General features: G+C 68.4%; 12 protein-coding genes and 3 pseudogenes. 4 read left to right on the top strand and 11 right to left on the bottom strand.

The window, feature by feature from the left end:
* The first annotated feature begins 45 nt into the window (after window positions 1-45).
* From ACFHW1_RS08120 to ACFHW1_RS08110, 3 genes are all read left to right on the top strand, one after another.
* On the top strand, window positions 46-339 hold the full coding sequence (locus tag ACFHW1_RS08120; RefSeq protein WP_416567659.1) for a transposase: 294 nt from the start codon (window positions 46-48) through the stop codon (window positions 337-339).
* A 5-nt stretch (window positions 340-344) separates the two neighbouring features.
* Window positions 345-1,322, top strand: a complete 978-nt coding sequence (locus tag ACFHW1_RS08115) for an IS3 family transposase (protein ID WP_416615173.1) — start codon at window positions 345-347, stop codon at window positions 1,320-1,322.
* A gap of 72 nt (window positions 1,323-1,394) precedes the next feature.
* Entirely contained in the window at window positions 1,395-2,783 is a 1,389-nt protein-coding gene (locus tag ACFHW1_RS08110) for an IS1380 family transposase (RefSeq protein ID WP_416615171.1), read from the top strand.
* 191 nt (window positions 2,784-2,974) lie between these two features.
* Here ACFHW1_RS08110 and ACFHW1_RS08105 read toward each other — a convergent pair.
* The 4 genes and pseudogenes from ACFHW1_RS08105 to ACFHW1_RS08090 form a co-directional block, all read right to left on the bottom strand.
* Window positions 2,975-3,418, bottom strand: a pseudogene (locus ACFHW1_RS08105) (NAD-dependent epimerase/dehydratase family protein); the annotation flags it as partial.
* A 76-nt stretch (window positions 3,419-3,494) separates the two neighbouring features.
* On the bottom strand, window positions 3,495-5,342 hold the full coding sequence (locus ACFHW1_RS08100) for a glycosyltransferase family 2 protein (protein ID WP_416615169.1): 1,848 nt from the start codon (window positions 5,340-5,342) through the stop codon (window positions 3,495-3,497).
* Between the two features lie 135 nt (window positions 5,343-5,477).
* Window positions 5,478-7,472, bottom strand: coding sequence for a BTAD domain-containing putative transcriptional regulator (locus ACFHW1_RS08095; RefSeq protein WP_416553174.1), 1,995 nt, complete (start codon window positions 7,470-7,472; stop codon window positions 5,478-5,480).
* A gap of 702 nt (window positions 7,473-8,174) precedes the next feature.
* Entirely contained in the window at window positions 8,175-8,612 is a 438-nt protein-coding gene (locus tag ACFHW1_RS08090; protein WP_416591780.1) for a hypothetical protein, read from the bottom strand.
* Between the two features lie 262 nt (window positions 8,613-8,874).
* Between ACFHW1_RS08090 and ACFHW1_RS08085 the strand changes: the two are divergent.
* Window positions 8,875-9,183 (top strand): annotated as a pseudogene (locus ACFHW1_RS08085) (transposase); the annotation flags it as partial.
* A 31-nt stretch (window positions 9,184-9,214) separates the two neighbouring features.
* Here the strand turns inward: ACFHW1_RS08085 and prcB are convergent.
* From prcB to ACFHW1_RS08050, 7 genes and pseudogenes are all read right to left on the bottom strand, one after another.
* Window positions 9,215-10,057, bottom strand: a complete 843-nt coding sequence (gene prcB, locus ACFHW1_RS08080; protein ID WP_416592094.1) for a proteasome subunit beta — start codon at window positions 10,055-10,057, stop codon at window positions 9,215-9,217.
* Window positions 10,058-10,172: 115 nt separating this feature from the next.
* Window positions 10,173-10,586: a thioesterase II family protein gene (locus tag ACFHW1_RS08075; protein WP_416592096.1), complete on the bottom strand. Its 414-nt coding sequence runs from the start codon at window positions 10,584-10,586 to the stop codon at window positions 10,173-10,175.
* A 16-nt stretch (window positions 10,587-10,602) separates the two neighbouring features.
* On the bottom strand, window positions 10,603-10,839 hold the full coding sequence (locus ACFHW1_RS08070) for an IS3 family transposase (protein ID WP_416615167.1): 237 nt from the start codon (window positions 10,837-10,839) through the stop codon (window positions 10,603-10,605).
* 74 nt (window positions 10,840-10,913) lie between these two features.
* Window positions 10,914-11,498, bottom strand: a pseudogene (locus ACFHW1_RS08065) (IS3 family transposase); the annotation flags it as partial.
* Between the two features lie 2 nt (window positions 11,499-11,500).
* The gene (locus tag ACFHW1_RS08060) at window positions 11,501-11,653 is read right to left on the bottom strand and encodes a hypothetical protein (RefSeq protein ID WP_416615217.1); all 153 of its coding nucleotides are present in this window, start codon (window positions 11,651-11,653) and stop codon (window positions 11,501-11,503) included.
* Complete coding sequence (locus ACFHW1_RS08055) at window positions 11,614-11,793, bottom strand: transposase (protein ID WP_416615165.1); 180 nt, start codon at window positions 11,791-11,793, stop codon at window positions 11,614-11,616. The genes ACFHW1_RS08060 and ACFHW1_RS08055 overlap by 40 nt, the downstream gene beginning before the upstream one ends.
* Before the next feature lie 411 nt (window positions 11,794-12,204).
* On the bottom strand, window positions 12,205-12,474 hold the full coding sequence (locus tag ACFHW1_RS08050) for a hypothetical protein (protein WP_416615163.1): 270 nt from the start codon (window positions 12,472-12,474) through the stop codon (window positions 12,205-12,207).
* Window positions 12,475-12,598 lie beyond the last annotated feature (124 nt).

Below are 12,598 nucleotides of genomic sequence, written 5' to 3'. Positions count from 1 at the left end.
AGCCAATAAGGTTACCCTGTTAGGAAAGTCGAGGGAAGAAGCGCGATGGCACGCATAAGCTCATACACCCCAGAGTTCCGTGAAGAAGCAGTGCAACTCGTTCTACAGTCGAACAAGCCAGTGTCGCAGGTTGCCCGGGAGATCGACGTTCACCCGGAGACGCTGCGTTCCTGGGTCCGCCAGTACCGGCGAGAAAACAGCGGCGCCCAGGACAGCCCACAGATCGGCGTCGACGAGCGCGCTCGACTGAAGGAACTCGAACGTCGCAACCGGGAACTCGAAATGGAGAACAGCTTCCTGAAAAAAGCCGCGGCGTACTTCGCGAAGGACCCTCGGTAACGAGCTTGTACGAGTTTATCGAGACGATGCGACTCGACACCGCGAAGTACGCCTACCCCGTCGACTTCATGTGCGAACAACTCGGCGTGTCCAGGTCCGGATACTACGAATGGCGAACCCGCCCCGACTCCGCGACCGCCACCCGCCGCGCCCACCTTCGATCGGCCATCGAGGAGGTGTTCGCCGCGTCCGACGGCACCTACGGGCATCGACGTGTCCACGCGCAACTGCGGCGCCAGGGCGTGTCCGCCGGGCCGGAACTCGTCCGCCAGCTGATGCGCGAGCTCGGGCTCGTGCCGTGCCAGCCCCGCCTGAGGCGGTGGGGTCTCACCCAGTCGTCGTCCGGCACGGTGCCTGACCTCGTCGGCCGGGAGTTCACCGCCGACGCGCCTGGCGAGAAGCTCGTCGGCGACATCACATACACCCCGACCGGCGAGGGGTGGCTGTATCTGGCGACCGTCATCGACTGCTGCACGAAGGAAGTCATCGGATACGCGATCGACGACCACTACCAGACGCCGTTGATCTCCCGCGCCATCCGTAACGCCGCCCGGAATCGCGAACTCAGGAAGAACGCCATCTTTCATTCGGGCCGGGGCAGCAACTACATGTCGGACGACTACGGCAGAACGCTTCGGGATCTGAGGTTGCGGCGATCTGCTGGCCGGACCGGAATTTGTTTCGACAATGCGATGGCGGAATTCTTCTTCGGTGCGCTGAAGAACGAACGCGTGTCGCGTGTGAAGTATCCCACGCGTGAGGCGGCACGCCGGGACGTTACTGCCTACATCGAATTCTGGTACAATCGTCAGCGTCTGCATTCGGCGGTGGGCTACCGACCCCTCCCCGGGAAGTCCACGCAGAGTTCGAGAACCTTCAAATCGCGGCGTGAAAGAACCGGCCGAACCACTGTCCGGAAAACGCGAGGCCCCTCAGGCCTCGATCCACCGATGAAGGTTGGACCGGCAGGACCCCGGATGTAGAAAGTGCCCTCTGAACTGGAAGGATAGGAGTTCTGACGCTTCTATCGTTCGGTTCGAGAGGGCACCTCGCAGGTGAGATTACGCTATGACGCGCCGGTGGTGCGCGCGACGTTCGACGATCCGAATCTGGTGTCGTGCGCCGGCCTTGTCCCGGTGATGCGCCTCGCCGAGCAGGCCGGCCTGCACGACGCGGTCGCAGACCGGGTCAGCCTGCCGACCGACAAAGGTGCCAACCCGGCCGGGAAGGTCGCCACGATCGTGGCCGGGATGCTCGCGGGCGCAGACAGCATCGACGACCTCGACATCGCCCGACACGGCGGCATGCGCTCACTGTTCGGCGGCGTGTACGCGCCGTCGACACTCGGCTCGTTCCTACGCACGTTCACCCACGGCCATGTCCGGCAGTTGCACGCCGCCGCCCGTGACACCCTGATCGGTCTCGCCGCACGGGTGCCGATCCTGGCCGACGCGGACGTGCTGACCTTCGTGGACATCGACTCGATGCTGCGCCGGGTCTACGGCAAACAGAAACAAGGCATCGGGTTCGGCCACACCAAGATCGGCGGCTACAACGTGCGGCTACGCGGCTACAACCCCCTGGTCGCGACGGTGGCGACACCACTGTCCGCGCCCGTCGTCGCGGCCACCCGGCTACGCGCCGGGAACGCCGGCTCCAGCCGCGGCGCCGCGAGCATGATCGCCGAAACGATCACCACCGCCCGATCCTGCGGCGCGACCGGCGAGATCGTGGTCCGGGCCGACTCCGCCTTCTACTCCAAGGCGGTCATCGCCACCTGCCGACGCCACAAGGTGCGGTTCTCCGTCACCGCCCGGATCGACGCCAAGGTCCGCACCGCATGCGACAGCATCGGCGACGACCAGTGGATCGACATCCGCTATCCGCAGGCCGTCTGGGACGAGGAAGAACAGCGGTGGATCTCCGACGCGCAGATCGCCGAAACCGAATACACCGCGTTCGCCGGCACCCGGCAGCAGGTGACCGCCCGGCTGATCGTGCGCCGCGTCCGCCGCGACGACCCCACCCAGGCTCCCGGCCAGGAAGAGCTCCTGCCCGCCTACCGGTACCACGCGGTACTCACCGACAGCCCGTACACCCTCGTACAGGCCGAAGCCCAGCACCGCCAGCACGCGGTCATCGAGCAGATCAACGCGGATCTGATCGCCGGACCCCTCGCGCACCTGCCATCCGGCCGATTCTCAGCAAACGACGCCTGGCTGACCTGCACCGCCATCGCCCACAACCTCACCCGCGCCGCCGGGCACCTCGCCGCCGGCACCTGGACCACCGCCCGGACCTCGACCATCCGCACCCGCATCATCACCGTCGCCGCCCGCCTCGCGCACCGGGCCCGCACCATCCACCTGCACCTACCCGAGCACTGGCCCTGGCAGGCCGCGTTCGACAACCTGTTCACCGCCGTCCGCCCGGCACCCGGCTGACCACAGCAACACCGACGCGCGACCAGGCGGCCCGACCACAGGCCACGAACCCCCGCCCAACCCCGAACGACAACACCCGGAGCAAGCCGACCACGTAATCGGCGATTCAGCCACGCCCCGAAACCACCCAATACCGAAACTACTCAACCGAGCTCAAGACGAACCGCGTCGGTGGATCGAGGCTCAGTGGTCACCGCGTCGACGAAATCGGACAGGGCGAGCATCTGGGTGCGCACGTCGCCGCGGCCGATGACCGGGAAGTTGCGGCCTTCCTCGGCCCACTCGAACAGCATGGAGAACAGCCCCATCCGGCCGGGGCCGAGGAACGTCTTGGGCCGTACGATCGGCAGGCAGGCACCGTCGGCGCGCAGTCGTTCGGCGTGCTCCTCCGCGGCCGTCTTCGCGGCGCTGTACGGGTCGACCGGCTCCCGGGGGTGTTCCTCTGTGGTGGGTACGGTCCGGGGCAGGCCGTAGACGGCCGTGGACGAGATGTGCACCACCCGGATCACCCTGGTCCGGACCGCGGCGGTCAGCACGGTCCGCGCGCCGTCGACGATCCGGCGGCCGTCGCGCTGGTAGAGGTAGGCGCCCTCAGCGCGGTCGACCAGTTCGCGGCCGAACCCGAACGAGGTCATCAGCGACACCTGGGACTTGTTCACGTGCCGCCGGTACAGGTCGTGGACCTCGCCGACACCGAGCCGCTCGGCGTCGTCAAGGGTGAACAGCGTGGACATGCGGCTCTCCTCGGTGCACGAAACGGGCCAGGCCGAGTACGGCGAGGGAGGTGCTGATCTCGACGACGACGCAGATCAGCCGGCTGGCGAGGGCGACCGTGCCGGCGACCCCCCAGGGCAGTACGGTGGCCAGGGCGGCGGCGAGCGCGAGTTCGCGGACCCCCCAGCCGTCGGGCGCGACGATCGACAGGCCGCCGGCCACGGTGGCCAGCGCGAACGCGCCGACGGCGACGGCCGCCGAACGGTCGGCGGGCGCTCCTAGCGCCACCGCCAGCGCCCACAGGTGCAGACCGGAGACCAGCCAGGACAGCAGCGCCAGCGCCAGCGCGGCGCGGACCGCGGCCGGCGGGAGTGGGGTGACCGGGCGCCGGACGAGCCGGGCGACCAGTGCGACGGGCCGGTCGAGCAGCGCCGGGCGGCCCAGCAGGGCGACGAAGCCGACCAGGGGCAGCAGGATCCAGGGTCCCGGCGCGGCGAGCATTCCCACTCCGGCCCCGGCGAGGATGGCGAGCCCGATGCTGACCAGGTAGGCGGTGATCATGCGTTCGGCGGGTGCCCCGGCCTGACGGCCCAGGTCCACGTGGGTGATCACGCCCCATACCCGTCCGGGCAGGTACTTGCCGAGTTGGCCGAGGAAGAAGATCCGGGCCGCCGGGAGGCCGCGGACCGGGACCAGGACCCGCCAGGCCACCATGCCGATCAGCAACCCGGCCAGGTTCGCGGCGGTCGCCGCCAGTAGCAGCGGCAGGCCGGCCGGGCGGCCCAGCGCCACCAGCGGCGCGGTGCCGGCAGCGCGTACCGTGAAGCCGAGCGCGACCACGGCGGCGACCAGCACCAACGGGGTGAGCCAGCGGGTCGGCCGAGAGCCGAGCAGCAGCCGTACGCAGCCCAGCACCGCCCCGGCGACCAGCGCGACGTGCAGTAGCAGGTGCACCCCGAGGAAGAAGGGCAGGAACCGGGGACCACGGCGGCGGGCGACGAACCGCAGCAGCCCGATGTCGCAGACCGCGAAGACGGCGACCAGCAGCGCCGAGGCAAGGACGAACACCGGATGGATCAGGGTCAGCGGAAGCACGCCCAGTGCCCCCGCCACGGCGAGGATCCCGGCGGGACGGTTCGCGGTCAGGCTGGCGCGGCCCTCGCGGCGGGCGGCCAGCACGGTCCTGGCGAGCAGCTGGGAGCGGCGGAACTGCTCGGCCAGCAGGGGGCCGAGCCGGGAGACCTCGTCGTGTCGGGCGACGACGCGGTCGCTGAGCACGATCCGGGTACGCGGGGCGAGCCGGTCGCTGTACTCCAGGTCCTCCGAGTCGCGCAGTTCCTCGTCGAACGGTCCGACCTCGTCGAACACCGAGCGTCGGATCGCCGCCTGCGCGAAGAAGGCGGTCCGGACCACACCGGCGTGCCGCCAGCGCCACCAGTACGCGTGCAGCGTGCGGTACCACTCGACCGGCCCGTCGTCAATGAGTGGCTCCGGCGCGATGACCCCGTGCACGCAGCCGACCGCCGGATCGTCGCGCAGGATCGCTACCGCGTTGGCGATGGCGTCGGGCTCCAGCGCCTCGTCGGAGTCGAGGAAGAACAGCACGTCACCCGTGGCGAGGGCGGCTCCGGTGTTGCGGGCGGCAGAGACGCCCCGGTTGTCCGGGTGGACGACGGTCCGGCATGGGGACCGCGCGGCGACGTCCCGCGAGCCGTCCGTGCTGTGGTCGTCGACGACGATGACCTCGTGCGGCGGGTACGTCTGCCCGTACACCGAGCTCAGGCAGGCGTCGAGGGTCCTGGCGTAGTTGTAGTTGGGGATAACCACGGAAACGGTGAGGGCCATGCGACCAGCAGAACATCCACCGACTTCGATGAAATATCGCTTCGCTGTCCCGTCCGGCGACCGCGAGGGCTGACCGGCGCATCGGCGAAAGAGGTCGATGCGCGATCGATAGCCGCCGGATACCGGGTCGGGCGGTTACCCGGTGGCGGTACGCGGCGACCCGGTGACATCGTCACCGGCCGGGCCCTGCCAGCCGAGCCGGGCAGCCTGGTGCACCGCGGCCATCAGGGTGGGCAGTTCGGCTGCCAGCCAGCTGACCGGATCGGCACGCAGCCGGTCCACCACCGCGTCGGTCACCAGGGGCGACGGCATGTCCGCGCCGGCGCCTTCCGCCTGTCGGCTCGCCGTACCGGTCAGGTACAGGCAGGTGGCCCAGACCCGGCGCAGCGACTGCTCCCGTACCACGGCGGTGTCCTCGACCTCGGCGCGCTCCGCGGCGAACACGCGCACCAGCGCCGGCAACCGGTACAGCGGCCGGCCGCCACCGGGCATGCGCTCCGCGTCCACCAGCTGCGCGTCGGCCAACTGTTCCAGCAGGTCCTCGGCCACGGTCGGGTCGGTGTCCAGCAGCGCCGCCGCGACCCAGGCCGGGAGCTGGGCGCAGTCCAGCAGCGCGAGCCGGCGCAGCAGCCGGCGGGTGCCGTCGGGCAGGGACCGGTAGCTACCCGCCAGGCTCGCCCGCACACTGAGCGGCCCATGCTCCAGCTCGTCGAGCAACCGCCTGTCGTCACGCATCCGCGCCACGAGCTGACCGATTCCCCAGTGCTCCCGCGCGGTCAGCCGCGCACCGGCGATCCGCAGGGCGAGGGGCAGCCCGCCACATAAGGTGACGAGGGCGTCCGCCGCTTCCGCCTCAGTGTCCACCCGCTGGTGACCGACGATCCTGCCGAGCAGACGCAGCCCGTCGGCATGACCGAGTGGCCGGGGCCGGACACGGTGTGCGCCGGGCAGGCCCACCAACGCGGATCGGCTGGTGACGAGCACACCACAGGTGCCGCTACCGGGCAACAGCGGCTGGACCTGCGACTCGTCGGCGACGCCGTCGAGTACGACGAGGATCCGCTGACCCGCGAGTCGGCTCCGGTACAGGTGGGTCTGCTCGTCGATCTCCATTGGGATGTCGGCCCGGCCGACGCCGAGCGCGCGAAGGAAGCGCGGCAGCACCTGCTCCGTGCGGCTCTGCGTCGCGTCAAGCGACGCGTAGAGCTGCCCGTCCGGGTAGCCGGGGAGCATCCGGTGTGCCACGTGCAGGGCCAGGGCGGATTTGCCGATGCCGGCACGGCCGGTGATGGAGACCACCGGCACCGCCCGGACATCTGCCCGGTTCGGGGCCAGTGCGTCGCCGGCGGCGGTGACCTCGTCCTCGCGGCCGATGAAATCTGCCGTGTCGGACGGTAACTGGCACGGCGTGGGGCGCGGTGTCGCCGGTGGGTACGTCCGGCGGGTACTGGCGGAGTGGGTAGGCAGCTCCAGCTGGGCATCGCCGCTGAGAATGCCTTGCTCGAGGCGGCGCAACTCGTCGCCCGGTTCGATGCCGAGCGTGTCGACGAGTGCGGTCCGCGCGGCGCGGTAGATCGCCAGCGCCTCCGCCTGTCGGCCCGAGCGGTACAGCGCCAGCATCAGGAGTGCGTACAGCCGCTCGCGCAGCCGGTCGCGCTCGATGAGCCAGATCAGCTCACCGATCACCTCTTCGTGGTGACCCAATGCCAGATCGAGCCGGATCCGCTCCTCGATCGCGGCGGCTCGCAGCTCCTCGAGCCGTTTGCGGCCCGCCTCGATGATCCGTCCCGGCAGGCCGGCCAGGGCGGGGCCGCTCCACAGCGCCAGCGCCGCGCGCAGCCGTTCAGTGGCGGCGGGCAGGTCACCGATGGCCGCGATGGAGCGTGCTTCGGCGACGAGGCGGTTGAAGACATCGACGTCGAGTTGACCGTCGGCGGCCCGGAGCAGATATCCGCAGCGGTGCGTTTCGAAAGGGCTGGCCAGGTCGCGACCGGTGAAGGTCCGGCGCAGGGTGGACAGACAGATCTGCACCTGGCCGCGCGCGGTCGACGGTGGGGTCCCCTCCCACACCGCGTCGATGAGCCGTTCCATCGGTACGACGCGGTTGGCTTCCAACACCAGTAGCGCCATGATCACCTGGCTGCGACGTCCCGGTAGGCGGAAATGCCGTCCCTGGTGGTCGACGCGAAGGGGTCCCAGTATCTCTACACGCACGTTTTACCTCCGGTAGTCACTCCGGTTCTTCTGCGGTGTCATTGACACGTCGTTCCATGGGGTGAATGGTCTTAGCCACTCCTTCGCGGCGATCTAACGGCCGTCGACGGGGACACTGCGGCCAATAATGTGGAAAATCCAATTAATCCACGTAAGTCTATCACTAGTGATCGCTTGTATCCATAGCGTGATCGCAGTCGACGGTGTGGTCTCGAGCACTTTTGGATGGTGAGTCGACATCGGTATGGAGATAACCACCGTCAATTAATACTAAATGATATTTTCTGGCTGGCGGTTCATGCCTGTGCGCGGTGACCGTATTAAGGTGGAGGTCACACTCGATGCTCCAGGTGCGCTCGAAGGTCCCTTCGCGACGGTCAGCCGAGGCGTTGTGTCGGTTGTCGTGGATGGTGAACTCGTTCCTGGATCCGACAATGCGCCTCTGGTGGCAGCGGGTACGACGGACGCCATCGTGGCAGACAGTCCACCATGTACGATTTGTTGACCCGGTCCGGTCTCCGGCTCGCCGTCCTGCTGCTCGTGTCACCCGTGTTCGCCACCGGCGCGTCCACCGTGTCTGCTGCGGACCAGGCCTCTGACCGGGGCGCCACGGCCGAATCAGGGGTGGTGGGCACCACCGTCCATGACGCCGTCACCGGTCTGCCCGCCCGCGCGTGCGTCCGAATCGTGCCGGTGGATCGCGACCGGTACACCCTGATCGATCTCGGCGACTTGCAGCTCGGCTGGCGTAGTCACTGTGCTGCTGCGGACGGCGCACTCGTCGCGGAGGGGGTCGAACCGGGCCGCTACCAGCTCTTCGTCAACCCGCCGTACGACGAGCAGCGGCACGGGCTGCAATGGGTCGGGACGCATGGTGGCACCGGGCAACGGCATCGTGCCGCCGTGATCCGGGTCCGGGCCGGCGCCGTGACCTCCGCGCCACAGATCCGACTCGATCCGCCGGGCGAGATCATCGGCACTGTCACTGTCACTGCTGCGGCCACCGGCCGGCCGGTGGCCGGCGTGTACGTCGGGCTGGTCCCCATGGTGCCGCATCCGAAGTACACCGTAGATGTGGCGATCACTGACGTCGTCGGCCGCTACACGGTAGTAGGTTCGGTCCGTACGACTGGGCGCTACAGTTCTCCGGTTCGCAGATCGCGACCCAGTGGTCCGGCGGGGTCGGTAATGCCCGACTTGCCCGGACGGTGCCGGTGTGGGAGGGCGGCAGCAGCATTCGGCACGGTCCACGTAGTGCTCCAGAATCCGGGCCAGCACCGCCGTGGCGGTGAGCGCGGCGACAACCAGGTACGCCGCCGACAACTATGGCACCCACAAGACCCCCGCCGTGCGAGCCTGGCTCGCGAAGCATCCCCGGTTCCACATGCACTTCACTCCGACCGGATCCTCCTGGATCAACCAGGTCGAACGCTGGTTCGGCCACCTCACCGAACAGAAGATCCGGCACGGCGTCCACAAGAGCGTCCAAGCCCTGGAAGCCGACATCCGTTCCTGGATCGCCGACTGGAACACCAACCCGAGACCGTTCACCTGGACCAAGACCGCAGAAGAGATCCTCGAGTCACTCGCTCGATTCTGTAGGCGAATTTCCGGCGCAGGGCACTAGCGCCCAGAGCGACGCGGCCGGCCAGCGCGGCTTACTTGCCCGGGTTCTCCCGGCGTCGGGCGACCAGTTCGTCGGCCATCGGCGCGAGCTCAGCGTCGGTGAGCCGACGGCTGCCCTCGGCGGTCACGGCCATCACCACCGGATAGATCTTACGGAGCAGGTCCGGGCCGCCGGTCGCGGTGTCGTCCTCGGCCGCGTCGTACAACGCCTCGACCGCGATCGCTGCTGCCTCCAGCGTGGTGAGCCCTGGCCGGTAGCGCTTCTTCAACGACGACTTGGCAAACAACGAGCCGGAACCGATCCCGTCGTACTGCCGCTCCTCTGACAGCGAGCCGGCTACATCGAAGCTGAAGATCCGGCCGGCCTGCGCTGGCGACGGCGCGTCCAGGTCGAAGCCAGCGAACAGCGGAATCGCCGCCAGCCCTTGCAGTGCAGCACCGAGATTGTTGCGTACCATCGAGGCGAGCCGGTTCGCCTTGCCGTCCACCGAAAGCAGCGTGTACTCGATCTTCTCGTAGTGCTCCAGCTCGACCTGGAACAGCCGAATCAGCTCGATGCCGATGCCGGCGGTGCCGGCGAAACCGATCAGCGAATACGCGTCGGCGGGATAGACCTTCTCGATCTCGCGGCTCGCGATCAGGTTGCCCATGGTCGAACGCCGGTCACCGGCCATCAGCACACCCTCTGCGGTGACCAGGGCCACGATCGTGGTGGCGTGCGGCACCATGTGATCTGGCACGGCAGCCGGCAGCGGACGCCGACCCGGCAGCAGATCGGGCGCCACCCGGGTTACGAACTCGGTGAACGACGACGACAGGTTAGCGTCGAACGCCGCTGACAGCCGCCCTCTGGAGAGGTCTAGATTCGCTGACACACCGGCCCCTTTCGATGTCGCCCTACCCGCACCGGCGTCGCGTCACGGCGGCGAGCCGTCCGGAACGTTGTCACATCCTACCGCAATGGCGTCAGCCGCAGCCGGCTCCGGCTGGCTACGCCGACTCCTGTTCGACCAGATCGGTCACCAGCTCGCGCAGCGCGCCGGCCGGTTCGGCACGCTGCAACAGGTAGAAGTGCCCGCCTCTGAAGCTCCGCAGCACCGGTCGGGTGATGTTCCGCGCCCACTGGCTGGCCTGCGCGGTGTCAAGATAGGGGTCGTCGCGACCGAACCAGACGTGAGAAGAGACGTCAGTGTCGACCGGTTTGGGCGCCACATACGTGTCGGCCAGGTGCAGGTGCAGTCCGAGCAGGTCGGCCGCGTGCGCCAGCAGCTCCGGATCGGCGAGCGCCTCGGGTGGGCAGCCGCCTCGATCGCGCAGTTCGTCACGCAGGCGGGCGGGCGGCCAGAGCCGGAACGGCTTCGCCGGATGTCGGGCCGCGTGGGGTTGACCCGGTTTGACGGACAGGGTCGGTAGATTGATCTCACGCTACCCTGCTCGCTGGCCTGCGGGAATAGGCCGTCGCCTCATACTCGGCCGGACTCATATAGTCCAAGGTGGAATGATGGCGGCGGGTGTTGTACCACCCCTCGATCCACTCGAAGATCGCCGCACGGGCGGCGGCCCGGGTCGGCCACGCCCTCCGATCGAGCAGTTCGGTCTTGATCGTGGCGAAGAACGTCTCCGCGGACGGTGTTGTCCCAGCACTGACCCCGCCCACCGACCGACAACCGCACCCCGTTGCGGTCGGCGAGCCGGGCGTACTGCGCACTCGTGTACTGGGCAACCCCTGTCGCTGTGGAAAATCACCGGCCCGGTCGGGCGTCGGACGGCGATCGCGTTGGACAACGCCTGAGCGGGCAGATCGGTCCGCAGGTGGTCGGCGGTCGCCCAGCCCACAACCCGGCGTGACGCGATGTCGATGACGGTGGCGAGGTACAGCCAGCCCTCCCACGTGTGGATGTAGGTGATGTCGCCGCACCAGCGGGTGTCGACCCGGCCTGCGGCGACGTCGAAGTCCCGGCGGATCAGGTCCGCCGACAACGCCGCACCCGGGTCGGGCACGGTCGTGGTCCGCCACCGCTTCGGCATCCGACCACACAACCCGGCGTCCCGCATCAGCCGGGCGACCCGCTTGCCGGAGTGCCGCCGCCCCTGGGCGGCGAGTTCGGCGCGGACCCGGGGCACGCCGTAGGTGCCGGCCGAGTCGGCGTGGATCTCCGCGATGCGGGCGGCCAGGTCGACGTCGTCGCGTTCCCGCCGCGACGGACCACCGGTGCGGTGCTGGTAGTAGGCGGACCGGGAGACCTCCAGCAGCTCACAGGAACGCTTCACGTTCCCGTGCCGCCGCGCTTTCTCCGCCTCGATGAACGGGTACACGTTCACCGGGTCTCCCTCACGAAGAAAGCCGTGGCCCGTTTGAGGATGTCGACGTCCTCCCGCAGCCGGCGGTTCTCCCGCCGCAGCCGCGCCAACTCGTCGCGCTCGTCGCTGGTCAACCCGTCGCCGCGGGTGCCGGCGTTGACGTGACCCACTCACGTACCGCGGTCTCGGTCAGGTCGAAGTCCCTCGCGACCTGCGCCACCGATCGGTCACCCCGCCGGCACACCTCGACGATCTCCGCCTTGAACTCCGGCGTGAACGCTCTGCGCGGCCGGCGTGGTTTCTTGCCCATGCCTTCCATGATGAACATCCTCCCGAGGAGCACACAGCCCCTCTGAGCTGGGATGTCCGTCAAACCGGGTCAGGCCCACCCCGTCGCCTTACCGAGGACGACATCCGGCGCCTCGTCGGCAGCTTCGATGACATCCGCAACACGCTGCGGGACGCCGACAGCAGGGACAAGAGCAACGTCTACCGCGAGCTACGACTCGCCCTCACCTACAACCCCGGCCAAAACAAAATCAGCGTCGAGGCTAAGCCTGACGCTGATTACTGTGGGGTAACTGTATGTGTCCGAGGCCCGAGTTGATCTCCAACTACATGATCATCTTGCGCGAGGAACTGCTGCTCATGTAGCGGCGATGAGCGCTTCAGACCCGGGCGGAGCAGCCCAGGTCGGCAAGCAAAGTAGCGTGAGATCAACTTACCGACCCTGTCCGTCAAACCGGGTCAACCCCAGTTGGTTCCCGGAGAATGCGCGTTCGTACTCGCCGACGACGATCGCGTCGAACCCCCGAAGAGGATCGCCGAGCGCGGCCAGCAGCGCTGCGGATTGCGGGCGACGGTGCCAGCTTCGGCGACGGGAGCAGCCGACGTCGAAGTACTCGGCGACGATCGTCCCGTGACCGGACACGAGTTCGGTCGCGCAGTCCAGCTGCCAGTGGCGGGAGGTCACCCGGTCCCATCGCTCCATAGTCTACATTCGACCGTAGAACGCGAACCACAGACCGCCCTGTCGTCGGGCTCGCGGCTCCGCCAGGGGCTTTGCGTAGTCGCCTGAGAGTACTTCTGGCCTGCGTGAACGCGCTGTCATCGAC

Origin of the sequence: Micromonospora sp. LOL_014 (assembly GCF_048060245.1) — a bacterium.
Lineage (GTDB): Bacteria > Actinomycetota > Actinomycetes > Mycobacteriales > Micromonosporaceae > Micromonospora_E.
Note: the sequence above shows the minus strand (reverse complement) of the source record. Positions and strands in the feature narration are given on the sequence as shown.

What these genes read in the sequence shown, in the direction of transcription:
- ACFHW1_RS08090 (WP_416591780.1), bottom strand. Translation starts at nt 8,612, where the DNA reads ATGCGGCACCATGGGGACCAGCCCGACGTACACGCCGGCCACCGGCCG.
- ACFHW1_RS08050 (WP_416615163.1), bottom strand. Translation starts at nt 12,474, where the DNA reads ATGGAGCGATGGGACCGGGTGACCTCCCGCCACTGGCAGCTGGACTGC.
- ACFHW1_RS08100 (WP_416615169.1), bottom strand. Translation starts at nt 5,342, where the DNA reads ATGGCCCTCACCGTTTCCGTGGTTATCCCCAACTACAACTACGCCAGG.
- ACFHW1_RS08120 (WP_416567659.1), top strand. Translation starts at nt 46, where the DNA reads ATGGCACGCATAAGCTCATACACCCCAGAGTTCCGTGAAGAAGCAGTG.
- ACFHW1_RS08055 (WP_416615165.1), bottom strand. Translation starts at nt 11,793, where the DNA reads ATGGGCAAGAAACCACGCCGGCCGCGCAGAGCGTTCACGCCGGAGTTC.
- ACFHW1_RS08095 (WP_416553174.1), bottom strand. Translation starts at nt 7,472, where the DNA reads ATGGCGCTACTGGTGTTGGAAGCCAACCGCGTCGTACCGATGGAACGG.